The sequence below is a fragment of the Zhihengliuella flava genome (genome assembly GCF_015751895.1).
Lineage (GTDB): Bacteria > Actinomycetota > Actinomycetes > Actinomycetales > Micrococcaceae > Zhihengliuella > Zhihengliuella flava.
Map to the genome: position 1 here is coordinate 635,399 of NZ_JADOTZ010000001.1, position 22,311 is coordinate 657,709.

At 65.4% G+C, this 22,311-nt stretch carries 21 protein-coding genes and 1 pseudogene; 1 reads left to right on the plus strand and 21 read right to left on the minus strand.

The annotated features are described in order from the left end of the window. Nucleotides 1–63: 63 nt before the first annotated feature. From IW252_RS02990 to IW252_RS03045, 13 genes and pseudogenes are all read right to left on the minus strand, one after another. Entirely contained in the window at nucleotides 64–594 is a 531-nt protein-coding gene (locus tag IW252_RS02990; protein ID WP_196835213.1) for a hypothetical protein, read from the minus strand. Then, nucleotides 591–1,229: a restriction endonuclease gene (locus tag IW252_RS02995; protein ID WP_231366161.1), complete on the minus strand. Its 639-nt coding sequence runs from the start codon at nucleotides 1,227–1,229 to the stop codon at nucleotides 591–593. The genes IW252_RS02990 and IW252_RS02995 overlap by 4 nt, the downstream gene beginning before the upstream one ends. A gap of 27 nt (nucleotides 1,230–1,256) precedes the next feature. Beyond that, nucleotides 1,257–1,535, minus strand: a pseudogene (locus tag IW252_RS13430) (winged helix-turn-helix domain-containing protein); the annotation flags it as partial. Beyond that, nucleotides 1,535–2,689: a restriction endonuclease subunit S gene (locus IW252_RS03000; RefSeq protein ID WP_196835215.1), complete on the minus strand. Its 1,155-nt coding sequence runs from the start codon at nucleotides 2,687–2,689 to the stop codon at nucleotides 1,535–1,537. The pseudogene IW252_RS13430 and the gene IW252_RS03000, both read right to left, overlap by 1 nt. Further along, nucleotides 2,686–4,212 carry a type I restriction-modification system subunit M gene (locus IW252_RS03005; RefSeq protein ID WP_196835216.1) on the minus strand — a complete coding sequence of 509 codons (1,527 nt, stop codon included), beginning with the start codon at nucleotides 4,210–4,212 and terminating at the stop codon, nucleotides 2,686–2,688. Before IW252_RS03005 ends, IW252_RS03000 begins: the two co-directional genes overlap by 4 nt. A 106-nt stretch (nucleotides 4,213–4,318) precedes the next feature. Further along, the gene (locus tag IW252_RS03010) at nucleotides 4,319–5,221 is read right to left on the minus strand and encodes a GNAT family N-acetyltransferase (protein ID WP_231365880.1); all 903 of its coding nucleotides are present in this window, start codon (nucleotides 5,219–5,221) and stop codon (nucleotides 4,319–4,321) included. Continuing rightward, on the minus strand, nucleotides 5,187–6,338 hold the full coding sequence (ispG, locus tag IW252_RS03015) for a flavodoxin-dependent (E)-4-hydroxy-3-methylbut-2-enyl-diphosphate synthase (RefSeq protein WP_196835217.1): 1,152 nt from the start codon (nucleotides 6,336–6,338) through the stop codon (nucleotides 5,187–5,189). Before ispG ends, IW252_RS03010 begins: the two co-directional genes overlap by 35 nt. An 81-nt stretch (nucleotides 6,339–6,419) precedes the next feature. Continuing rightward, nucleotides 6,420–6,719 (minus strand): YciI family protein, encoded by a 300-nt coding sequence (locus IW252_RS03020; protein WP_196835218.1) that lies wholly within the window; start codon nucleotides 6,717–6,719, stop codon nucleotides 6,420–6,422. A 64-nt stretch (nucleotides 6,720–6,783) separates the two neighbouring features. Next, nucleotides 6,784–7,809, minus strand: coding sequence for a LacI family DNA-binding transcriptional regulator (locus IW252_RS03025; RefSeq protein ID WP_196835219.1), 1,026 nt, complete (start codon nucleotides 7,807–7,809; stop codon nucleotides 6,784–6,786). A 25-nt stretch (nucleotides 7,810–7,834) separates the two neighbouring features. Further along, nucleotides 7,835–9,304: a GH1 family beta-glucosidase gene (locus IW252_RS03030; protein WP_196835220.1), complete on the minus strand. Its 1,470-nt coding sequence runs from the start codon at nucleotides 9,302–9,304 to the stop codon at nucleotides 7,835–7,837. 31 nt (nucleotides 9,305–9,335) lie between these two features. Beyond that, nucleotides 9,336–10,322 carry a carbohydrate ABC transporter permease gene (locus tag IW252_RS03035; RefSeq protein WP_196835221.1) on the minus strand — a complete coding sequence of 329 codons (987 nt, stop codon included), beginning with the start codon at nucleotides 10,320–10,322 and terminating at the stop codon, nucleotides 9,336–9,338. After that, complete coding sequence (locus IW252_RS03040) at nucleotides 10,319–11,335, minus strand: carbohydrate ABC transporter permease (protein WP_331271416.1); 1,017 nt, start codon at nucleotides 11,333–11,335, stop codon at nucleotides 10,319–10,321. Before IW252_RS03040 ends, IW252_RS03035 begins: the two co-directional genes overlap by 4 nt. A gap of 74 nt (nucleotides 11,336–11,409) precedes the next feature. Continuing rightward, nucleotides 11,410–12,681, minus strand: coding sequence for an ABC transporter substrate-binding protein (locus IW252_RS03045; protein ID WP_196835223.1), 1,272 nt, complete (start codon nucleotides 12,679–12,681; stop codon nucleotides 11,410–11,412). A 194-nt stretch (nucleotides 12,682–12,875) separates the two neighbouring features. Between IW252_RS03045 and IW252_RS03050 the strand changes: the two genes are divergently transcribed. Then, the gene (locus tag IW252_RS03050; protein WP_196835224.1) at nucleotides 12,876–13,892 is read left to right on the plus strand and encodes a Gfo/Idh/MocA family protein; all 1,017 of its coding nucleotides are present in this window, start codon (nucleotides 12,876–12,878) and stop codon (nucleotides 13,890–13,892) included. Here the strand turns inward: IW252_RS03050 and IW252_RS03055 are convergent. From IW252_RS03055 to IW252_RS03090, 8 genes are all read right to left on the minus strand, one after another. After that, nucleotides 13,870–15,282 carry a M50 family metallopeptidase gene (locus IW252_RS03055; RefSeq protein WP_196835225.1) on the minus strand — a complete coding sequence of 471 codons (1,413 nt, stop codon included), beginning with the start codon at nucleotides 15,280–15,282 and terminating at the stop codon, nucleotides 13,870–13,872. The genes IW252_RS03050 and IW252_RS03055 overlap by 23 nt on opposite strands. Beyond that, nucleotides 15,279–16,538 (minus strand): 1-deoxy-D-xylulose-5-phosphate reductoisomerase, encoded by a 1,260-nt coding sequence (dxr, locus tag IW252_RS03060; RefSeq protein ID WP_196837063.1) that lies wholly within the window; start codon nucleotides 16,536–16,538, stop codon nucleotides 15,279–15,281. Before dxr ends, IW252_RS03055 begins: the two co-directional genes overlap by 4 nt. Before the next feature lie 47 nt (nucleotides 16,539–16,585). Continuing rightward, the gene (locus IW252_RS03065; RefSeq protein ID WP_196835226.1) at nucleotides 16,586–17,011 is read right to left on the minus strand and encodes a hypothetical protein; all 426 of its coding nucleotides are present in this window, start codon (nucleotides 17,009–17,011) and stop codon (nucleotides 16,586–16,588) included. A gap of 114 nt (nucleotides 17,012–17,125) precedes the next feature. Beyond that, nucleotides 17,126–17,548, minus strand: a complete 423-nt coding sequence (locus IW252_RS03070) for an organic hydroperoxide resistance protein (protein WP_196835227.1) — start codon at nucleotides 17,546–17,548, stop codon at nucleotides 17,126–17,128. A 136-nt stretch (nucleotides 17,549–17,684) separates the two neighbouring features. Continuing rightward, entirely contained in the window at nucleotides 17,685–18,515 is an 831-nt protein-coding gene (locus tag IW252_RS03075; RefSeq protein WP_196835228.1) for an HpcH/HpaI aldolase/citrate lyase family protein, read from the minus strand. Next, nucleotides 18,512–19,057 carry a MaoC family dehydratase gene (locus IW252_RS03080; RefSeq protein WP_196835229.1) on the minus strand — a complete coding sequence of 182 codons (546 nt, stop codon included), beginning with the start codon at nucleotides 19,055–19,057 and terminating at the stop codon, nucleotides 18,512–18,514. Before IW252_RS03080 ends, IW252_RS03075 begins: the two co-directional genes overlap by 4 nt. Continuing rightward, nucleotides 19,054–20,223 carry an acyl-CoA dehydrogenase family protein gene (locus tag IW252_RS03085; RefSeq protein WP_196835230.1) on the minus strand — a complete coding sequence of 390 codons (1,170 nt, stop codon included), beginning with the start codon at nucleotides 20,221–20,223 and terminating at the stop codon, nucleotides 19,054–19,056. The genes IW252_RS03080 and IW252_RS03085 overlap by 4 nt, the downstream gene beginning before the upstream one ends. Before the next feature lie 2 nt (nucleotides 20,224–20,225). Further along, nucleotides 20,226–22,304: an acetyl/propionyl/methylcrotonyl-CoA carboxylase subunit alpha gene (locus IW252_RS03090; protein WP_196835231.1), complete on the minus strand. Its 2,079-nt coding sequence runs from the start codon at nucleotides 22,302–22,304 to the stop codon at nucleotides 20,226–20,228. Between the last annotated feature and the right edge of the window lie 7 nt (nucleotides 22,305–22,311).

A 22,311-nucleotide genomic window follows, 5' to 3' on the forward strand; every position in this document is an offset into this window, starting at 1 on the left:
GCAGCACTCTACGCATGCGCCCTCACAAAGTAGAACGCACGCAGGCTGCGCAAGCTTGGTGCCCTAGAAGATGGGCGCCAGCGGGAAGCACACCTCGGGAACTGACGCATCGTGCGGATCGACGAGCGGTATGTACCTAGCTTTCATGTAGTCAATGCCGCTGTCGCCGAAGTGGTACGGGACGTAGTTCGTGCCGGCATGATCTAGTAGCGCGCTGAACCAGTACGTGTAGGCCGACAGCCCTCCACGCAGGTCGTCAAGCTCTAATTCGACCGTCATTGCATGCGCCACGAAGCTTGGGGTGACCTCGTCGAACGGTTGCGTTTTGGTCGTGGCGTACGTGACCTCGGAGGAGGCGAACAGCTCCCAGCCACTGGCCGACGTATATCGAAAGCGCGGTTCGACTCCATGCACCGGGTCTAGGAGTTTACTCAGCTCTAGTCGCCAACCGAGTCCGCTTGGGGCAAGGTACGGGAGTGCACGTAGACGCCCATAGCCCTTGTTGTGCAAAACGCGGACTGCTTCGAGGAGAGTGCGCTCCGGGCCGAGTCGCTGCTCTTCCTCTCGCCCGCGGCGGGCGCTCTCCAGTGTCATTCGAAGAAGTCCTCGTCGATCTTGACGACTTCGTAGACCTGCTCTGTTTCGACGCCGACGCGATACTTGATCATGAGGCTCACCAGCCGCTGGCCGTCGATGAGGATGATCCGGGTCGGGATGGACGAGGCGAAGTCGCGTGCGTTCTTGGTGAAGGTGCTTGTTGTGATGAAGACACCCTTGGTGGCGCCGAAACCATGGAGTGCACCGGTAAACGCTTGGATGGCTTCCCGGCCAACCGTATTGCCGTCACCGTAGCGTTTGGCTTGAACATAAAGCCGGTCCAGTCCGAGCGGATCTTGGTCGATCAGTCCATCGACTCCTCCGTCGCCGGTCCCGCCGATCCGTTGCCCTCGCTCCTCGGCGCCGCCATACCCCATGGCTAGGAGGACTTTGACGACAACTTCCTCAAAGAAATCTGGCGTAGCACCCCGCAGTCGCTCAAGGAGTTGCACAGCGATTTCATCGTTGACGCGTTGTACGCCGTAGGCGATGAGCTCTTCAGGGGTGGACGATTCCGCCCCATTGTCGGCGGCAGTGACTGGGTCAGCGAAGGCTGGGGCAGCCCCCGTCGACGCTGAAGCATCGTCCCAGTACTGTTTGAACAGTTGGTGGGCTTGGCCCTGAGATTGCAAGCCAGTCGGGTTCCCTGCGAGCCAGGCACGTCCTGCTTCTGAGATTTCATATGTAGCCCGTGCTGGGCGATCGAGCCAGCCCGCTTTGGACAGATGAGTAATCGCCCACGTGATCCGGTTTTCTGCGCGAGATCCACCGGACGGCAGTGTCTCTTCAATCTGTTGTCTCGTGAGCCCCACCGTTGCGATGACCGCGGCGCGAAGGTCCCTCGTCTTCCACCGCCCGCCTTGTGCGGTCACGCTCAACACGGGACGAACGAATTCGTACCAGCGCGGCATCTCTGCCGGCGGAACCTGATTCTCCATTAGAGCTCTCCCTTGAACGCTCGGTTCTGGAGTGATGCAAACAGCTCGTCCTCTGCCTTTTGAGCTGCGAGTAGGCGTGTGCGCTGGGCCTCGATTGCCCTAACTCTCCGGGCAAACTCCTGCTTCCTCACACGAGGCGGGTCAATAACCTGAAGGCTACGCAGAATAGCCAGATTGATGTTTTTTTGTGCCGACTCTGGTGCTTTTCGCTCAATAATCTCCTGCAGAAATTTAAACCAATGACGAACAAATTCCACCTGATCCTTGGTCGAGTTAAAACCGACAACACTATCAGGAAAACATGCATCAAACATCAGAATTGATGTTTTCGCAATATTTGCTGCGATAGTTATACAAAGAGTGCCAGCAGGCCACATTCGGCTCTGGCTAAGTCCAAAATCTGAGTAGGAACTCGAATGATCAGCTAAATACCCGCCCGCATTTGCCACATCTCCGGTTTGCACCAATGGATGCGGCCCGCCCAATAATCTCGGGTCGTTACGCGGACGATGCTTAGAAACACCTCGATCCAGAGTTCCCAACTCGCTGAGAGCCACTGTGGGCCATGCCTTCGTATTCGTCACCGGATCACCAAACATGGCGTGGAAGATCGACTGCGCGAGGGAGTCGAGGTGAGCGATGGCCTCGCGGCGCTTCGCGCGGATCGCATCAGCCTTGTCGAGGATGTCAGCGATGCGCCGCTGCTCAGAGGAACCTGGGAGGGGAATTTTGCATTTACTTAGGTAGTCAGCTGGAACACGACGTTGCCCACCGCTACCAGTCATGCGAAGTTTTCCAACTTCGCGAAAATGTGGGTGGCGCAAGAGATGAGACAGGTAACGCGCGTCTAGATTTTCGTCTGGGCGCAAAATGTGAAACTCGGTCGACCCGGCGCCGTATTCATTCTCAATCGTCGCTAGCCCAATTTTCCCATTTTCGAAACAGGGCGTTATCTTGGCGACCAGAACATCTCCTGCTTTGAACGGCCTATACCCTTTGCGAACGTCACCATAAAGCGTCATCCGTTCATCAACGACGCGACCCGAAGCATCATCGAGACCAGCCATACCGACGAACGATACTGTTGATTCGTCACTCAAGTCATGTGCTGGCGGATTAATGGCTGCAACTTCTCGAAGGCTCACATGCTTCACTTGAGGAGGTCCTTCAGCTCGGCGAGGCCTTCCGAAGTCTCCGCCTCAAGCTTCTCAAGGTCCGCAATGATGTCCGCCGGAGCCCGGTGCTCGACCTCCTCGTAATCAACCTCCTTGTAGCGGTTGATCGAGAGGTCGTAGTCGTTCTCAGCGATCTCGTCCTTCGGCACGATGAATGAGCGTTCCCTGCGGGACCGGCTGCGTTCTACCTCGACGAACTCTTGGCCCTGAGCACCGCGCAAGTTCTGCCACCGCTCCAAGACTTCGGGCAGATTGGTCGTGCCCTCGGGTAGCGGCGTGCGCTTGTCGTCCAGGCTGAAGCCGTCCGACTGTACGTCGTAGAACCAGACGTCCTCCGTGCCTCCGGAGTTGGTCTTGGTGAAGAACAGGACGGCCGTCGAGACTCCTGCGTACGGCTTGAATACCCCGGACGGGAGCTTCACCACGCCCTCCAACATCTGGTCCTCCACGATCTGCTTGCGCAGATCCTTGTGCGCCTTGGTGGAACCAAAGAGCACGCCGTCCGGAACGATGACCGCCGCACGTCCACCCGGCTTCAGCAGACGCAGGAACAAGGCGAGGAACAGGAGCTCTGTCTTCTTGGTTTTGACGACCTTCAGCAGTTCCTTAGAGGTGTTCTCATAGTCCAGGCTGCCGGCAAACGGTGGGTTCGCGAGGATCAGGTCATACTTCTCGGCATCGGCCGCGTGCAGGTCCGCCAGCGAATCCCGGTCCTCAATGACCGGGTTCTCAATGCCGTGCAACAGCAGGTTCATGGCGCCGATGCGGAGCATGGTCGCATCGAAATCGAAGCCATGGAACTGCTGGTTGGAGAAGAACTCGCGCTGGGTCCTGTCGAACTGAAGGTCCGGGTTCTGCTCACGGAGGTACTCCCCCGCGGCCATCAGGAATCCTGCGGTGCCCATGGCCGGGTCGCAAATCCGCTCCATCGGCTTCGGGTCCCGCATGGCCACCAGCAGCTCGATGATGTGGCGCGGCGTGCGGAACTGGCCGTTGGTGCCGGCCGAGGCAATCTTGGAGAGCATGTACTCGTACAGATCGCCCTTGGTGTCCCGCCCCTCCATGTCGATGCTGCTGATCAGGTCGACGGCCTTCTGCAACAGGTGAGGCTTGGTGATGGTAAAGCGGGCGTCCCGCATCTGGTGGCTAAACGCCGAATCAGTTTCCTCGGCCGCCGCCGTCAGGCCCTCCCGGATGAACGGAAAGACCGACTCCGTGAAGACGCGGAACATTTCATCCTGGCTGAAGTTCTTGAACCGGCTCCACCGCAGGTCCTCATAATTGCGGCCGAACTTGTCCGCGCCCTCCGGGAACACCGGGCGGTCGATCGACTTGCCCGTCAGATTCGCGCGCTTTTCCAGCCGCGTCTGCTGGTCATCGAGTCGCTTCAGGAACATCAGGTAGGTGATCTGCTCAATCACCTCGATCGGGTTGGAGATGCCGCCGGACCAGAACGTATTCCAAAGCTGGTCAACCTGTGATTTGAGTTCCCCGGTAATCATGCGTTCCAGCTTAGTCGCCAGGCCGCGCAGAATGGCCGGGGCGCGGCTGAGGTGAACCGATTTAGGGCCGCACGTGGGCACCGCAGCCGAGCCGTGCTGTTCCGCGTTAGAACAGGATGGTCGCGTAGTCGCCGACCTGTTCGAAGCCCACGCGCTCGTAGGCCGCGAGGGCCGGCGCGTTGTAGTCGTTCACGTAAAGGCTGGTGACCGGGGCGAGTGTCAGGGCGTGCTGGACGACGGCGGCCACGTAGCCCGCGGCGAGCCCCCGCCCGCGGTATTTCGGGTCCAGCCAGACACCCTGGATCTGCGTAGCGTGGTCGGTGATGGTGGCGACCTCGGCCTTGAAGATGACCTGAGAACCACAAACCTCGAAGTCAGCGAGGGTGGAGCCCTGCCGCACGAGGGTCTCCACGCGCTCCTTGTAGGAAGCCGCACCCTTCTCCAGCGGGGAGTACCCCAGCTCCTCTTCGAACATGCGCACGCACGCCGGAAGGATCGTGGCGTAATCGGACATCACGGCCCGGCGTACCGTGGCCGTGGGCGGGACGCGGGGTGGGGTGGTCATCGCGAGGAGCGGCTGGTGGGGACGGACATCGAACGCCGCCTGCTGGCCGTGGCGCAGCACCTCCCAGATCCCGCGCACGGCGACGGCGGGGCCAAAGACTGACGAATAACGGCGCCCCAGGCGCAGGGCGGCTTGGCCGAACCTGCGCGCCTGGGGCGCCGTTGAGGTCAGGGGAACGACGTTGTTGCCGACCCAGCAGGCGCTGGTGAGCTGACCGTCGTCGTAGTGGCCCAGAAAAACGGGATCCCCGTGGGGCTCAGCCGAGCCATGGGCCTCCAGCTGGGCCCGGACAAATGCGTGCGCCACGGGGTCCGCCGCGGTCAGGGCAGCGAGTTGCGCCGTGTCCTCGACCGCGAGGACGCGGACATTCGGCGCTACCCGCTCCCCCGGCTTCGGCTGCCGGGGAGCTTCAGGAGACGCTGACAGACGGGGCGCCGCCCTCAACGGGCTCCATCTCCTCGGCGATGCGCGTAGCTTCCTCGATCAGGGTCTCGACGATCTGATCCTCCGGGACGGTCTTGATGACCTCGCCCTTGACGAAGATCTGGCCCTTACCGTTGCCGGATGCCACACCGAGGTCCGCGTCGCGCGCCTCGCCCGGACCATTCACCACGCAGCCCATGACGGCGACGCGCAGCGGCACGTCCATGCCCTCTAGGCCCGCCGTCACTTCCTCGGCCAAGGAGTACACGTCCACCTGGGCCCGGCCACACGACGGGCAGGAGACAATGTCCAGGCCGCGCGGACGCAGGTTGAGCGACTCGAGGATCTGATTGCCCACCTTGACCTCCTCCACCGGAGGGGCCGAGAGAGAAACGCGGATGGTGTCGCCAATCCCTTGCGAGAGCAGGGCGCCAAAGGCGGTGGCCGACTTAATGGTGCCTTGGAACGCCGGACCGGCCTCGGTCACGCCAAGGTGCAACGGCCAGTCACCGGCCTCCGCGAGCAGCTCGTAGGCGCGCACCATGACCACCGGATCATTGTGCTTGACGGAGATCTTGAAGTCGTGGAATCCGTGCTCCTCGAACAGCGAGGCCTCCCATACGGCGGACTCGACGAGCGCCTCCGGGGTAGCTTTGCCGTACTTCTGCAGCAGGCGCTTGTCCAACGAACCAGCGTTGACGCCGATGCGCAGCGAGGTGCCGTAGTCCTTGGCCATCGCCGCGATTTCCTTGACCTGGTCGTCAAACTTCCGGATATTGCCCGGGTTGACACGCACGGCCCCGCACCCGGCCTGGATAGCCGCGTAGACGTATTTGGGCTGGAAGTGGATATCCGCGATGACGGGGATCTGAGACTTCTTGGCGATGATCGGCAGCGCCTCGGCGTCCTTGTCCGTGGGGCAGGCCACGCGCACAATGTCGCAGCCGGCGGCCGTGAGCTCGGCGATCTGTTGCAGGGTCGAATTGATGTCATGCGTCTTCGTCGTGGTCATCGACTGGACGCTGATGGGAGACTCCGACCCGATGCCCACCTTGCCGACGTTGAACTGACGGGTCTTGCGGCGGGGTGCAAGGACGGGCGGCGGGGCCTGAGGCATGCCGAGCGAAACGGCGGTCACGGATCCTCCTGTGACGAAAGTGAAATCTCACGTGCGGACCGGAGAGGCCGGCCGCACTCTGTCCATCCTACGCGGGTCGCGCTACGAGGCGTACCCGGAGAGTTCGCCCGTGACGGGGTCCCATTCGGTCACCTTCGCGTTGGCCACCAGCCCCTCGGAAACGAACGGGTCGCGGCGAATCACCTCGTTGACGGCATCCTCCCCGGACGCGGCGAAGACCAGCAGCGCACCGGAACCATCGGTGTAGGGGCCGGAGGCGACGAGCTTGACGTGCTCCGGGTCGCTCAAAGAACCCAGAAGTTCGCGGTGCGCGGCACGGTGCTCAGCACGGGCTTCGTCTGTCTCCGGCGCGTAGACGTATTCAACGGAATAAAGACTCATGCCCGCCAGTGTACTTTCCATCGCTGGGTGTCACGGGCGAGGGAGCGGTGACTCTTTCCACACGTCAGGCCGTCTGCCGGCGCACCAACTCGCAGTCCAGGATCGTCGCGGGTGCCGGCTGCTCGCCGGCCAGCCGGGCCAAGAGGACCTCGGTGATGACCTCCCCTTGGCGGCGTGAGGGCTGCCGGACCGTGGTCAAGTGGGGGTGCTCGGCGACCGCCACCGGCGAGTCGTCGAACCCGATGACGGCCACGTCCTCGGGCACGCGAATTCCTTGGGCCATCAGGGTGCGCACCGCGCCACGAGCCATGAGATCGCTCGCCGCGAAGATCGCCTCGGGCCTGCTGCCCGGGGTGTGTTCCAGTAGGGTCCGCGCCGCGGCCGCCCCACCTTCCGCAGTAAACTCCCCGGGTACGACGGCGAAGGGCTCCAGCCCGGCCTCCTCGAGTTCGGCCCGAAACCCGGCGAGCCGGTCCTCGCCGGCGGGCATCGTCGTCGGACCCGCAATGGTGGCAATCCTGCGGTGCCCGGCGTCGATGAGGTACCGCGTGGCCATGCGGCCTCCAGCCACGTTATCCACGTCGACGTAGTAGTCTTCCGCGGCGGGCACCGCCGGGCGTCCGCCGAAGACGAGCGGTACGGCCTCGGCGATCCGATTCACGAACGTATCCGCCGTGTGATGGGACACCACGATGGCCCCGTCCACGTTGCCTCCCGTCAAGTACCGGGTGGTCTTCGAGCCCGGGTCGTCGGAGGCGATGAAGAGGTTCAGCACATAGTGGGACTCGCTCATGGCGGCGTTGATGCCGCTAACGATCGCCGCGAAGAATGGGTCCCCGAAGAACCGGTTGGTGTCCTCGGGGATCACGAGGGCCACGGCGTGAGTCTGGCGCGAGGCCAGCGACCGCGCCGCGCGATTGGGCACATAGTCCAGGTCCTCAATCGCGGCTTGGACCGCCTCGAGCGCCTTCGGGCTCACCCGGCTGCCACCGTTGACCACGCGAGAGACCGTGGAGCGGGAGACTCCCGCGCGTTCGGCGACCTGCTCAATCGTTGCCGCGCTCCGCCGGGTGTGACGCTCCGTGGTCATCGTGCTCCTTGCAACTGGTGGCGGGTTAGATCGCCCGCTCCGAGATGATGTGACGATACTCGAGTCCGCTGTCCTTGACCAAGCGTTTTTGGGTCGTGTAATCCACGTGAATCAGGCCAAAGCGCTTCTCGTATCCCCACGCCCACTCGTAGTTGTCCAGCAGAGACCAGTAGAAATAGCCTCGCACATCGACGCCGGCCTGGCGTGCATCAAGAACCGCGCCCAGGTGCCCCCGGAGAAACTCCACGCGTTCAGCGTCATGGACGCGCTGTTCGCCACCGTCCTCGACCAACTCGTCGTCGTACGCTGCGCCGTTTTCGGTGACATACAGCGCGACGTCGGCCGGTGCCGCGTACTCGCGACTGACTCGTTGCAAGAGCCGGGTCAAGCCCTCCGGCTGGACCTCCCAGTGCATCCCCGTGCGCGGCAACGCGCGCTCGTGCCAATGGATCCCCTCGTGGGAGGGGAACGGGCTGCTGATCGGCCGGTCGGTGGGTGCATCTCCGCCCGGAGGCGCCACCTCGGGCTTCTCACCACCAACGAATTCCCCGTGATAGTAATTCACGCCCAGCGCATCGATGGGTGCGCTGATCGTGGCGAGATCGCCGTCGTGGGTGGCTTCCTGCCACTGCTTGACCGCGGCGGCATCGACCCGGCGGAGGTCATCAACAACGTCCTCGGGGTATTCGCCTCGGAACAACGGGTCGAGGAACCACCGGTTGAACTGGCCGTCGATGCGGCGAGCGGCATCGAGATCCGCCTCCGCGTCGGCGTTCACCGGGTCCGCCACCGTGAGATTCAGTGTGATGCCTAGGTCCAGCTCCGCATCCCGCTGCCGCAATTCGTTGACGACGGTGCCGTGGCTAAGCAGAAGGTGATGCGCGGCCAGGAGCCCGTCGCCCACGGATTGGCGGCCGGGTGCGTGGGCCCCGGCGGTGTAGGAGAGGAAGGACGAGCACCAGGGCTCGTTGAGCGTGGTCCAGATCTTGACCCGGTCCCCCAACGCGTCATGCATCGTCAGCGCGTACTCGGTAAAGCGTTCGACGACGTCGCGGTGGGTCCAGCCTCCACCCTCCTCAAGGACCTGCGGCATGTCCCAGTGGTGCAAGGTCAGCCACGGCACGATGTCCGCGCCGAGAAGCTCATCGACCAGGCGCTCATAGAAGTCCACTCCGGCGCGGTTCACGGCGCCGCCGTCGGGACGAACCCGGGACCACGAAGTGGAGAACCGGTAGGTCTGCAGGCCGAGGTCCTTCATCAGGGCGACGTCTTGGGGGTAGCGGTGGTAGTGGTCGCAGGCCACGTCGCCGTTGTCTGCATTGATGACCGCGCCCGGGGTGCGGGCAAAGTGGTCCCAGATGGACGCGGTGCGGCCCTCCTCGAAGGCGGCGCCTTCAATTTGGTAAGCCGCCGTCGCGGCGCCAAACAGGAAGTCCTGCGGGAAGGCGCGCGTGGCCAGGTGTCCGGCCGGCGAAGCCGTGCGGGAGGTAGACATAGAGTCGTGATCCTTTCGGAAGGAGATCGGGCTAGCCCTTGACGGCGCCGGCCATGATGCCGCTCACCAGCTGTTTACCCGCGAAAATGAACAAGAGCAAGAGGGGCACCGTGGCCAGCAGGACGCCGGTGAGCACGATCGAGTAGTCAACGAAGTAGTTGGATTGCAGCAGGGACAAGGCCACGGGCAGGGTGGGGTTCTGCCGATCAAGAACGATGAAGGGCCAGAAAAAGTTGTTCCACGCCGTCACGAACGTGAAGAGGAACAGCATGGCTGCAGCCGGGCGGGCGGCGGTGACGCCCACGGTCCAGAACGTCCGGATCATCGAGGCACCGTCCACGCGGGCCGCTTCGATGAGCTCATCCGGGACGGTTTGGCGTAGGTACTGCGTCATCCAGAACACGCCGAAAGCATTGACGAGCGCCGGCACGATGATCGCGCCGACCTGCCCGGTCCAGCCGATCTCGGAAAACAGGATGTACAGCGGGACGACGCCGAGCTGTTGCGGCACCGCCATGGTGGCAACGACGAAGGTCAGCAGGGCACCCCGCCCGCGGAACTTCAGCTTGGCGAACGCCCATCCGGCCAGTGTGGAGAACACCACGACGGACACGGCGATGAGCGTGGAACTGTACAGGCTGTTCCAGAGCGCCTGCCAGAAATTCACTGCCGGGTCATTGACCACCGCGGCGGCATTGGCCAAGAAATTGCCTCCGGGGATCCAGGAGCGGTCAGGATCCCGCAGCGTCGAGGCGTCGCCGGAACCGATCAGGAACGACCAGTAGAAAGGGAACAGCGCGCCCACGAGGACGACGCTGAGGCCGGCGTACGTCCAGAATCCGGGCCGGACCCCTTTGACCTTGCGTGGCACCTTACCGAGCGGCGATTTGCCGCGCCGTGACGTGCTCCGCGAGGGCCCCGGCGCTCGCGTCGACGGCTCGGTCGGGTGCCGCTGAGCTGGCCCGGCTGGCGTGGCCGATGCGCCGGGCGCCGAGGTGTGAGAGGTGGCGTGACTCATGAGATGGACTCCTTCTTGCGCACGGTGCGCGCCCGTCGGGCGCCGGAGGCCCGCGTGCCTTCGTCCGAGACCATGGCGCGGGTGATGAGGAGGTTGATCAGGCCGATGGCCAAGATGATGATGAACAGGATCCACGCCATCGCCGAGGCCCGCCCAAAGTTCCACTCGCCCCAGCCAATGTTGTAGAGGTAGAGCGTGATGGTCAGCCATTGGCCGGCCGAGCCGCCCAACCCGTACTGGTCAAAGACCCGCGGCTCATCGAACACCTGCAGTCCACCGATGGTCGACGTGATGACCACGAAGATCAGCGTCGGTTTGAGGCTCGGCAGCGTAATGGAAAAGAACTGCCGGAACGGGCCCGCGCCATCCACCGTCGCCGCCTCGTAGTAGTCCCGCGGCACGGCCTGCATGGCCGCCAGCAGAATGAGAGCGTTGTAGCCGGTCCAGCGGTAGTTGACCATCGTCGCGATCGCTACGTGGGACCAAAACGGTTCGACGTGCCACCCAATCGACTCAAGTCCGAACTGGTTGAGGATCTCGTTGACCAGACCAAAGCGGTCCGCAAAGAGGTTGTTGAAAATCAATCCCACGGCCACGGGCGCTACCACGTAAGGCAGCAAGACGGACATGCGCCAGAATGTCTTCGCCCGGATGTGCCGGTCCAGCAGGGCAGCAATGAAAAGCGCGAAGATCAACTGCGGCACGGAGGACAAGAGGAAGATGGAGAAGGTGTTCCCCAGCGCAGTCCAGAACTTGGGCTGGGTCAGGATCCAGGCGTACTGCTCGAATCCCACGAACGTGCCTTCGCCACGGACCATGTCCCACTCCATGAAGGAGATGACGGCGGTATAGCCGATGGGGAACAGTCCGACCACGGCGAAGAGCAGGAAGAACGGAGAGATGTACAGGTAGGGGGAAACTTTCAGGTCCCAGCGGCTGAGCCGCTGGGAGAAGGACAGGACGCGCACGGGCCGCTCCCCGGAGGTGCGTGCGCGCGTTGCGGTACTCGACACGTGGACTTCCTTCACTGGACAGGCACGACGACGGGGCACGGCTGCGGTGCCCCGCCGTCGGCGAGGGAGGTGGGTTAGAAGCTCTTGGCTTCCTCGACCCACGTGTTCCAGCTGGTCTCAGCGTCCTCGATGCCGTCAAAGACGCGGGTGATGGCATTCTGCAGACCGTCGTGGAATTGGAAGTACTTCGCTCCCTTGTACGGGGTCACCGTGATGGCCTCTGAGCGTTCGATCCCGATCTGCCCGACGGGAGCATCGTTGAAGTACTCGCTCGTCGCGTCGGTGAGTGCGGCGTCCTCATAGGCGCCGGACTGGCTCGGGAAGGTGCCAGCGTTCTCGAAAGCCTTCATCTGGGTCTCGGGGCTGGTGAGCCAGTCCGCCAACTTCTGGGCCTCCTCGACATTGGGCCCATTCTCCGGCACGACCAAGTAGGAGCCGCCCCAATTGGAACCGCCGCCCGGGAAGGCGTTGGCGATGTCCCAGCCTTGGACCTCCGGCGCCTCTCCCTCGATGATGCCGTGCATCCAGCCCGGGCAGAGCATTGTGGCGAACTCGCCGTTGGCCATCGAGGCGTACCAATCTTCCGACCACTGGCCGGCGTAGGCGGAAATCGGTACGGCCTGTTCCACCACCGTGTCGTAGGCCTCGCGGACCACCGGATTTTCCGTCGCGATGACGGAACCGTCCGTGTCCTCGTAGGTTTTTTCCTGCTGATTCATGATGCCCTGGAACACCGAATTCGCGGAGTCGACGAACGGCTGACCGGTCGCTTCCGTGTACTCGGCCCCGACCTCGAAGAAGGCCTCCCAGGTGGGGAACAAGGCGGCCACTTCCTCACGGTCGCTCGGCAGTCCCGCCTCTTCGAACAGATCACCGCGGTAACAGATCGCCTGCGGCCCGATGTCCGTCCCGTAGCCGACGAGGTTCCCCTCGGCGTCCGTCGCGGCGCTTTCTTTCCACTCCAGCCAGCGGCCCTTCAACTCCTCGGGCACCGGCGCCAGCAAGTCGGAGTACTGCATCATCTCGGTGTACCAGTCCACCTCGACGGCCTCGATATCGCTCAGGCCCGTCTTGCCGAGCTTCTGGAAGAAGTTGGCGCGGGCGTCATTGGAGGTCGCCGCCTTGTTATGCACGATCGTGACGCCATGGGCGTCCTCGTACTCCGCCAGAAGCTCGTCCGTGTAGCCAAAGTCGTTGAACGTCGAGATCGAGAGCGTGACGTCTCCGCCGTCGCTGCCCTCGGCGGCCTCGCCTGATCCGCAGGCGGACAGGGACAGCGCGCCGATGGCGCCGAGTGCGGTGAGAGCGGCGATCCGACGACCGGCTCGCGTGGTGTTCCTCGTCATGATTTCACTCCTTGTGAAGCACTGCGGTGATGAGGCGCGGCCAAGACCACCAGAAACGTGGGAGCGCTCTCACCTGTGATGGAAAGAACAATATGAGAGCGCTCCCACATGTGTCAACCATCACACTGAAATGCCTCCGGGTTGCGGTCAGCGACGGGGCTGCCACGCCGCGCGTGGGTGATAGGTTCATGGCCATGAGCACTCTTCGGTGGGGCATTCTGGCCACAGGCATGATCACGCACCTCTTCACACAAGACGCGGTCCGAGCCGGGCTACACGTGACCTCGGTCGGCTCACGGTCGCGCGCCTCAGCGGAGGCCTTCGCCGCAGAATTCTCGATCCCCCACGCCCACGGCAGCTATGCGGAACTCGTGGCGAGCGACGACGTCGACATCGTCTATATCGGGACCCCACATCCCATGCACTATGCGAACGCCGTGCTCGCCTTGGAGCACGGCAAGCACGTGCTGGTGGAAAAGCCGCTGACGCTCAACGCGGCGGAAGCTGCCGCCCTGCGGGACCTAGCCCGCTCCCAGGGCCTGCTGTTGATGGAGGCCATGTGGACCCGCTACCTTCCGCACATGGAACGCATCCGGCACCTTCTCCACGCCGGAGGCATTGGAGAGGTGCGCGCGCTCATGGCGGATCACACCCAATCCATTTCCACGGACCCGTCCCACCGGCTCAACGCCCTCGAGCTGGGCGGCGGCTCCCTTCTGGACCTAGGGATTTACCCCATCTCGTTGGCCTGGGATCTCCTCGGTCAGCCCACCGCCGTGACCGCCTCCGCTCGCTTGTCCGAGACGGGCGCGGATGCCGAGGTGGCCACCATCATGACGCACGCGTCAGGAGCCCTCTCGACGTCGCTGTCCACCTCCCGCTCCGCTGGCCCCAACCAGGCACACATCCTCGGCACCGCGGGGCGGATCGAGGTCGATTCCATCTGGTACAACGCGACCAGCTTCACGCACTACGACGCCGCCGGCGAGGTGGTGGAGAGGTACCGCAGTTCCGTGCCCGGCCGCGGCATGCAGTATCAGGCGCTGGCCGCCGAGCGCTTCATCACCGAGGGATCGCTGGACAGCGACCTGCTGCCTCTGGACGAATCGGTAGCCATCATGGGCACGCTGGACGAAGTGCGGCGGCAGATCGGCGTGGTGTACCCGGGTGAAGGCGAGGGCGCCGACGTCAGAACAGCTGGATCGGTTTGACGATGTCCGCGAAGATCAGCATGGCACCCATGACCAGGAGCAGGCCGGCCACGGCGTAGGTCACCGGCAGCATCTTCGCGATGTCCACCGGGCCGGGATCCTTCCGCTTGAAGATCTTGGCAATCCCCCTGCGCAAGGCCTCCCACAGCGCGCCGGCGACGTGCCCGCCGTCCAACGGCAGCAGCGGGATCAGGTTGAAGACGAAGAGGGCGACATTCAGGCTCGCGATGAGGCCCACCAGCGTGGATGCGCGATCCTGCAGCGGGATCTCTTCCATGGCGGAGACCTCACCGGCGATCCGGCCGACGCCCACCACGGAGATCGGGCCGTTCGGATCACGCGGGGCGTCAGTAAACGCGGCCCGCCCCACCGCGACCATGCGCGCCGGCAAGTCCAAGACGACGTCGGCCACGGCCCGGACGTTCTCTCCCACCTTCTCCGGCACCTCGGTCAGTGGCAGCGTCATGAGCTGCGACTGGGAACCCATGCCCACAAACCCGACCTCAACGGTCTCCACGTTTCCGGCGGCGTCAGTGACGGGCCGGCCGATCGCGTCCAGTGCTGGCCGCTCCGTCAAGCGGGGCGTGATGGTGGTGGTCTGCTCGACGCCGTCCCGCACGTACGTCACGGGCACGTCTTCGCCGGCGGTTTGTCGGATGAGCTCGGTGAGCTTCATCCAGTCCCACTCGGCCACGGCCACGCCGTTGTACTCGGTGATGAGGTCTCCGGGCAGCAGGCCCGCCGCGTAGGCCGGAGCCTCGGGGTCCGCTGGGCGACATACGGCGTCCTCGCCCGAGGAGGCCCTGGCCTGTTGCTCCTCGGAGCTGATGACGCACTGGCTGACTTCGGAGATCCGGACCGTATTTTGATACGTCCCCACCCCACTGATGAGCACGGCGAGCAACACGGTGGCGATGATCAGGTTCATCAGCGGGCCGCCGAGCATGATGATGATGCGCTTGTAGACCGGCAGCTGATAGAACATGCGGTGCTCGTCGCCCGGCTGCAGTTGCTCCGCGGAGGCCCGGCGGGCGTCGTCGGCTAACTGCTGGAACATGCCGGTCGACGTCGGCCGCGGCGCCGGTGCGGCGCCGTCAGCGTCGAGCGCGCCCGCGCCCAGATCGGTAGCACCCACCTTGCCCTTCTGCTTCGCGGGCGGATACATGCCAATCATGGAGACGTAGCCGCCCAGCGGGATGGCCTTGAGTCCGTACTCGGTCTCACCCTTCTTCGTAGACCAGAGCGTGGGGCCGAAGCCGATCATGTACTGCGGCGTGCGCACACCGAAGAGCTTGGCGGGCACCAAGTGCCCCACTTCGTGCAGGGCGATCGAGACGGCGACGCCGATGAGGACGATGACCACGCCGGCGATAAACAGCAAAATACTCATGCGTTGTGTCCGTTCCCTCGGTCCCGGCTCGGGCCTGACCAGCGCGCCCGCGCGTGGCGGCGGGCCCATGCCTCGGCGGCCAACACGGCCTCCACGCTGAGCTCGCCCCCGGTGACGGCGGCGGCGTCGTAGTCCTCGACGACGGCGGCGACGGCGTCGACGATGTCGAGGAAGCCGATGCGGCGATCGTGGAAGGCCTCGACCGCCTCCTCGTTCGCCGCGTTGTAGACGGCCATGTGCGTTGGCGACGCGGCGGCGGCTTGCTTAGCGAGGCGGATGGCGCCGAACGTGTCCTCGTCGAGCGGCTCGAACGTCCACTGGGCCGCCTGCGTGAAGTCGACGGCGGACGCGGCGCCCGGCACGCGATGCGGCCAGCCGATGCCGAGGGCGATCGGCAACCGCATGTCCGGCGGGGAGGCCTGGGCCATGATGGAGCCGTCGACGAACTCGACCATCGAGTGCACGATCGACTGCGGGTGCACCACGGGCTCGATCCGCTCCAGCGGGATGTCGAACAGCAGATGCGCCTCGATCACTTCCAGCGCCTTGTTGACCATGGTGGCCGAGTTGGTGGTGACCACGCGGCCCATGTCCCACGTCGGGTGCGCCAGCGCCTGCTCGGGGGTGACAGTGGCCAGCTCAGCGCGGGCGCGGCCGCGGAACGGCCCCCCGGAGGCGGTCACGATGAGCCGCGCGACTTCCCGTTCCCCGCCGGAGCGCAGTGCCTGCGCGAGCGCCGAATGCTCCGAATCCACGGGCACGATCTGCCCGGGCGCGGCTGCGTCCTTCACCAGCGCGCCGCCGACGATCAGCGATTCCTTGTTGGCTAGCGCCAGCAGGTGCCCTGCGTCCAGCGCGGCGAGCGTGGGGGCCAGCCCGATGGACCCGGTAATGCCGTTGAGCACGACGTCGGCGTCGGGCCATCCGGCAATGGCCGCGGCGGCCTCGGGGCCGGTGAAGAGTTCCGGACGGTAGGCCCCCGCGCCGCTGCGCGGAACGGACGCGGTAGCGCAGGCGGCATCCAGCGCGGCGGCGAGCTGCGCCGTCGTACCCGCGGCCGATCCCACGGCCTCGGCGCGCGTGGCGACGGCCTGCCGGGCCAGCAGCTCGAGGTTGGACCCGCCAGAGAGGGCCACCGCGGTGAAGCGCCCGGGGGCCTTCGCGATCACGTCGAGGCCCTGCGTGCCGATGGAACCGGTCGAGCCGATCAGCGCGACGCGACGGGGCGCCCCGGACGCGCCGGGGCCCTCGGACAGCGGGAAGGAGAAACTCTGAGCACTCACCCGCCTATTCTCCCAGACCTTTAGCGGACCGGTTCCGCGACGTGGTCTGCGGCGCCCTCGGCGTCCTGGACAGCCGGCTTCTGCCCGCCGGTGATGATCGCCCACAGGTACATCAGGACGAGGCCGGTCACGACGGTGGCGTGGTACCCCAGCCGCTCGGCGCCAAGCAGCACATCCGACAGGTAGTAGGTGAGCACACACAGTGCGGTGGACAGCAATCCGATGGCACCTGCCAAGCGGCTCGGGCGCCCGCCCGCGAAGAGGGCAATGGCGGCGATGACCAAGAACAGAGCGGGGATGCCGCCCAGGATGAGATTGGCCGTGATCGCGTCGATCTCCATGCGCTGGAATGCCATTTGCAGGCGGGGGAAAATGGCTACATAGGCCTCGGCTCCGCCAATGACGGCGAGGACGGAACCAACGAGGGCGCCAATGACAGACTTCACGGGTGTCCTTTCAGGAACAACAATTGATGCGCACCCAATCTGCCAAACGGCGGGCCCCGTGTCACCTTGGCGGGCCAGTATGGCGCCTGTGAGTTTTCACAGGCGCCACACCGATTAGTCCTCGGCCACGCGAATCTCAACGTCGATGTTGCCTCGGGTCGCTCGCGAGTAGGGGCACACCTGATGGGCCTTGTCCGCGAGGTCTTGGGCCTTGGCCTTCTCGACGCCCGGCAGGACGACCTCAAGGATCACGGCGAGCTGAAGATTGCCCTCGTCGTCTTTCCCGAGGGTGACCTGCGAGCCGATGCTCGAGTCGGCCACGTCGACGCCGTCCTTCTTGGCCACCAGCTGCAGGGCCCCGTGGAAGCACGCTGCATAGCCGGAGGCGAAGAGCTGCTCGGGGTTGGCGCCGTCGCCGGAGCCTCCCATGGACTCGGGAGCGGCGAGGTCGAACTCGACCTGACCGTCCTTGGTGACCACGTGGCCGTCACGGCCCGCTCCGGTGGCCAGTGCTTCTGCGGTGTACAGCTCGTTCATGGCACGTCCTTTCGTCGATGAACTCCGTCTGTGGAGTACGGACGTTGCCACTCAAACACACTGCCGGGCTGTTGTGTAGCGGCGGACAGCCAACACGTGGGTAATCCACACCTGACTCCCAGCGGAGACGGCTCCGCTAGCGTGTGGTGCGCGCTCGTTCCGCGAGCAATCGCGCCTTCTTCAGCACCACCTCATCCACCATCTGGCCCTCGTAGCGGAAGGCACCGGGCTCGCGCGCGGCAGCGTCGAGCACGCCGTTCGCCCACGCAAGTTGCTCGGTGCTCGGCCGGTAGCCCGCGCGGATCACCTCGGCTTGCGCCGGGTGAATGCACGCGGTGGCCGCAAAGCCCTGCGCGACGGCGTCGCTCACCTCGGCCGCGAGCCCTTCGGTGTCCTTGATGTCTAGGTACACCGAATCGATCGCCGCCTTGCCGTGCGCCCCGGCGGCGAGCCGCACCTGCGCGCGGGCCTGCACCGGGACGGATCGGTAGGCGCCCAGCCCGGTGGCGGCGTCGTACCGGCTAGCCGTCCCGCCGAGGGAGGCGATGAGGTCCTCCGCACCCCACATGAGCGCCACGACGTTCGGCTCGGCCGCGATGGCCGGCGCGTTGACGACGCCGGCGGCGGTCTCGATGAGCGCGATCACGCTGTAACCGGCGAGCGCACCGGCCTCGCCGGGCGCCTCGGTCTTGGCGAGCATGACCGTGCGGTAGGGCGTACGGGCGACGGCGGCGAGGTCCGCGACGTGATCCTCCGTGCCCGCGGGGTTGATCCGGACGATGGTCCGGGCCGCCTCCAGCGTGCTGGCGGCGACGGCCTCGCGCGCGGCCGGGCGCGCCTCGGGCAACACGGCGTCCTCAAGGTCCAGGATCACCGCGTCCGCCCGCTCGGCGGCCTTGGCGTAGCGTTCGGGCCGGTCCGCCGGGCAGAACAGGATGGACGGGCCGAGAGCGAAGCTCGTGCTCACGCCTGCACCTCACCGGCGAGTGCGCTCTCATGGGCGGCTCGCTCCCACATGAGACAGGAGCGCGTCGCTTCCGCGACCACCGTGCCATCCTGCTGATAGCCCGTGTGCTTCATGGTCACCACGCCCTGCCCGGGGCGGGACGACGACGGCCGCACGCTGAGGATCTCCGTTTCCGAGGTCAGCGTATCCCCGTGGAAGAGCGGGGCCGGGAAGCGGATCTCGCTCAGACCGAGCTGGGCCACGATGGTTCCCTGCGTGATTTGCGTGACGGACTGGCCGATCAGGGTCGCGAGCGTGAACATCGAGTTGACCAGCCGCTGCCCGAACGGCTGCTGGGCACTCCACGCCGCGTCCAGGTGGAGGGCTTGGGTGTTCATCGTCATCGTGGTGAACAGGACGTTATCCGTTTCGGTGATGGTCCGCCCCGGACTATGCACATAGACGTCCCCGACCTGCAGCTCGTCCAGATACCGGCCGCGCTGCTCAATCCGGCGTCCGGCCCGCTGCCCCGGCGAGGCGTCCAGTCCGTGGCTCTCGCTCATGCTGTCAACCCCAATTCGCGTGCAATCAGCATCAGCTGGACCTCCGTGGTCCCCTCCCCGACCTCGAGGATCTTCGAATCGCGGTAGTGGCGGGAGACGAGGAACTCGTTCATGAATCCGTACCCGCCGAAGACCTGCGTCGCGTCCCGGGCGTTGTCCATGGCGGCCTCACCGGCGACCAGCTTAGCGATCGCGGCCTCCGTCTTGAACGGTTTGCCAGCCAGCATCTTTGACGCCGCCTTATAGTAGGCCAGCCGCGCGGTGTGGGCGCGGGTTTGCATGCGGGCGATCTTGAACGCGATCGCCTGGTTGGAACCGATGCTGCGGCCGAACTGCTCGCGCTCCTTGGCGTAGCGCACGGACTCATCAACGCACCCCTGCGCGGCACCCGTCGCGAGCGCAGCGATCGCCACCCGGCCCTCGTCGAGGATCGAGAGGAAGTTTGCGTACCCCCGGCCACGCTCGCCGAGCAGATTCTCCTCTGGCACGCGCACGTTCTTCAGCGTCAGCGGATGCGTGTCTGAGGCATTCCAGCCCACCTTGTTGTAGGCGGGCTCAGCCGTGAAACCCTCCGTGTCGGTCGGGACGATGATCGTGGAGATTTCCTTCTTGATGCTGCCGTCTTTACGCTCCGTCTGCCCGGTGACCGCGGTGACGGTGACGTGCTGCGTGATGTCGGTGCCGGAGTTGGTGATGAACTCCTTGGTCCCGTTGATGACCCATTCGCCGTTCTCCAGCTTGGCCGTCGTCCGCGTCCCCGAGGCGTCGGAACCCGCTTCGGATTCGGTCAGGCCGAACCCGGCGAGCGCCTCGCCGGCGGCGAGCTTCGGCAGCCACGTGGCCTTTTGCTCCGCCGTACCGAAGCGGTGGATGGGCATCGCACCGAGGGAGACGCCGGCCTCCAGAGTGATGGCGCACGACTGGTCGACGCGGGCGATCTCCTCTAGCGCCAGGGAGAGCGCAAAGTAGTCGCCGCCCATGCCGCCGTGTTCTTCCTCAAACGGCAGTCCGAACAGCCCCAACTGGCCCATTTGGGCCACGATCTCGTAGGGGAAGCTGTGTTCCTCGTCGTGCTTGGCGGAGACCGGAGCGATCACCTCTTGGGCGAAGTCGCGAACGGTCTCCACGAGATCCTGATACTCGTCTTCCAATTCAAAATTCGGCATGTTCATGCTCCTTCGCTGGCAGGTTCGGTGGCGGACGCCTCGCCAGCGTCGGGTGCAACGCTGGCCAGGACGTGGCTTTTGGGTACTTGGTCGCCGACCGCAACGTGCACGGTGACGATTCCGGAGACGGCGGCGAGCGCGGGGTGTTCCATCTTCATGGCCTCCACCGTGACGATCGGCTGCCCCGCTTCCACGCGATCGCCCGTGGAGGCGCTGAGTGAGACGACGGTGCCGGGCATCGGGGCCCGCAGGTCCGGGTCTCCCCCGGCGACCGCGCGCTTGAGCTGGGCCAAGTGCCGGTGCAGCTTGTCTCGGCGGCTGAGCAGCCGGACAGTCGCCGTCCGCCCGCCGGAGGCCAGCCACGCGGCTCCGGAGTCCTGATCCCACACCAACTTCGCGCTCACGCCGTCGCCGTCCAGCCGTGCCCGCCCGGCGTTGACCGTGACTCTCGCCGCGCCCGACTCACCGAGGGTGACGGGCACGGCCTCTCCGTCGACGTCCAGGTCATAGGTCCGACGCCGGTGCTCGCCGAGCCGCCAGCCGTCGCCCAGCTGCCACGGCCCCTGTCTCCCCGCAGCCGGGGGCGGGGCCGTCGCCGGGGCGCCCGCGTCCGGTACCAGCATCCCGGTGCCCAGGACGACCGCGGCGAAATCCAACTCCTCCCCGGTGAGCTCCCGGGAGGAGAATGCCCCGCGCCGGGCGATGAGGTTGGTGTCAAGCCGGCCCGCGGCGACGTCGTCGTCCGCAATGAGCGACCGCAGATACTCCACGTTCGTGGCGACGCCCAAGATCACGGTCTCTGCGAGGGCGCCGTCGAGGCGGTCGAGCGCCTCGGCCCGGTGGGCGCCGCGGGCGATGACCTTGGCGATCATCGGGTCGAACCCAGCGCTGATGGTGCCTGCTCCCTCGATGGCGGTATCGACGCGCAGGCCCTCCCCCTGCGGCAGTTCCACGTAGAAGGCTTTCCCTGCTGAGGGCAAGAAGTCGGCGGCGGGATCCTCGGCGTAGACCCTGGCTTCCACGGCGTGGCCGGACAAGCGCACGTCGTCCTGTCCAAAGGCCAGCGCCTGACCCGCCGCGATGCGCACCTGCTGCTCGACGAGATCGAGCCCCCGGCCCTCGACCCGAACCACCTCTTCTGTGACCGGGTGCTCCACTTGGAGTCGCGTGTTCATCTCCATGAAAAAGAACTCGTCCGGAGCCTCGTCGGAGACCAGGAATTCCACGGTACCGGCGCCCCGGTAGCCGACGGACTCGGCCGCACGCACCGCGGCGGCGCCCAACCGAGCGCGAATCTCCTCCCCCGCGCGGCCCAGGCCGTCCAACAACGGCGCGGGGGCTTCTTCGATGACCTTCTGATGGCGGCGCTGAAGGGAACATTCTCGCTCGGCGAGATGCACGGTCCTCCCGTGCCCGTCCGCGAGGACCTGGACTTCGATGTGCCGCGGCGTGGTGACCAGCCGTTCCAAGAAGAGGGTGTCGTCTCCAAAGGCGTTCCTCGCCGTACGCCGGGCCGAGGCCAGTGCGGCCGGCAGTTCCCCGGGTTCGGTGACCGCGAACATGCCCTTGCCGCCGCCGCCCGCGGACGGCTTGATGAGCAGGGGGTAGCCGATGGACTCCGCGGCCTCCGTGAGCTGCGCGTCGCTCAAGCCAGGTTCCGCAATACCCGGCACGACGGGCACGGAGTGGGCCTGCACGTGATTCTTCGAGCGGATCTTGTCCCCCATCAGGTTGATCGATTCGCTCGGTGGTCCGATGAACGTGATGCCAGCGGCCTCCAGCGCGCGGGCGAACTCCACATTTTCCGACAGAAAGCCGTAGCCCGGATGCACCGCCTGGGCTCCGGTGCTGCGGCACGCGGCGAGGATGACCTCGATGTTGAGGTAGGTGTCTGCAGCGGAGGGGTGCTCGGCATCGCCGAGCCCGACGGCCTCGTCGGCCTGGCGCACATGCAGCGCGTCGGCGTCGTCCGGGGCATACACCGCGATGGAGCGGATGCCGAGCCGGCGGAGGGTGCGGATGATCCGCACCGCGATTTCGCCTCGGTTGGCGACGAGGACGGTTTCAAAGAGGTCAGTCATGGTCAGT

Bases quoted from the DNA above. Each gene is read 5' to 3' on its own strand.
- IW252_RS03070 (WP_196835227.1), bottom strand. From the start codon at position 17,548: ATGAACGAGCTGTACACCGCAGAAGCACTGGCCACCGGAGCGGGCCGT.
- IW252_RS03080 (WP_196835229.1), bottom strand. From the start codon at position 19,057: ATGAGCGAGAGCCACGGACTGGACGCCTCGCCGGGGCAGCGGGCCGGA.
- IW252_RS03005 (WP_196835216.1), bottom strand. From the start codon at position 4,212: ATGATTACCGGGGAACTCAAATCACAGGTTGACCAGCTTTGGAATACG.
- IW252_RS02990 (WP_196835213.1), bottom strand. From the start codon at position 594: ATGACACTGGAGAGCGCCCGCCGCGGGCGAGAGGAAGAGCAGCGACTC.
- IW252_RS03020 (WP_196835218.1), bottom strand. From the start codon at position 6,719: ATGAGTCTTTATTCCGTTGAATACGTCTACGCGCCGGAGACAGACGAA.
- IW252_RS03055 (WP_196835225.1), bottom strand. From the start codon at position 15,282: ATGAGTATTTTGCTGTTTATCGCCGGCGTGGTCATCGTCCTCATCGGC.
- IW252_RS03045 (WP_196835223.1), bottom strand. From the start codon at position 12,681: ATGACGAGGAACACCACGCGAGCCGGTCGTCGGATCGCCGCTCTCACC.
- IW252_RS03025 (WP_196835219.1), bottom strand. From the start codon at position 7,809: ATGACCACGGAGCGTCACACCCGGCGGAGCGCGGCAACGATTGAGCAG.
- IW252_RS03035 (WP_196835221.1), bottom strand. From the start codon at position 10,322: ATGAGTCACGCCACCTCTCACACCTCGGCGCCCGGCGCATCGGCCACG.
- IW252_RS03085 (WP_196835230.1), bottom strand. From the start codon at position 20,223: ATGCCGAATTTTGAATTGGAAGACGAGTATCAGGATCTCGTGGAGACC.
- IW252_RS03090 (WP_196835231.1), bottom strand. From the start codon at position 22,304: ATGACTGACCTCTTTGAAACCGTCCTCGTCGCCAACCGAGGCGAAATC.
- IW252_RS03050 (WP_196835224.1), top strand. From the start codon at position 12,876: ATGAGCACTCTTCGGTGGGGCATTCTGGCCACAGGCATGATCACGCAC.
- IW252_RS03030 (WP_196835220.1), bottom strand. From the start codon at position 9,304: ATGTCTACCTCCCGCACGGCTTCGCCGGCCGGACACCTGGCCACGCGC.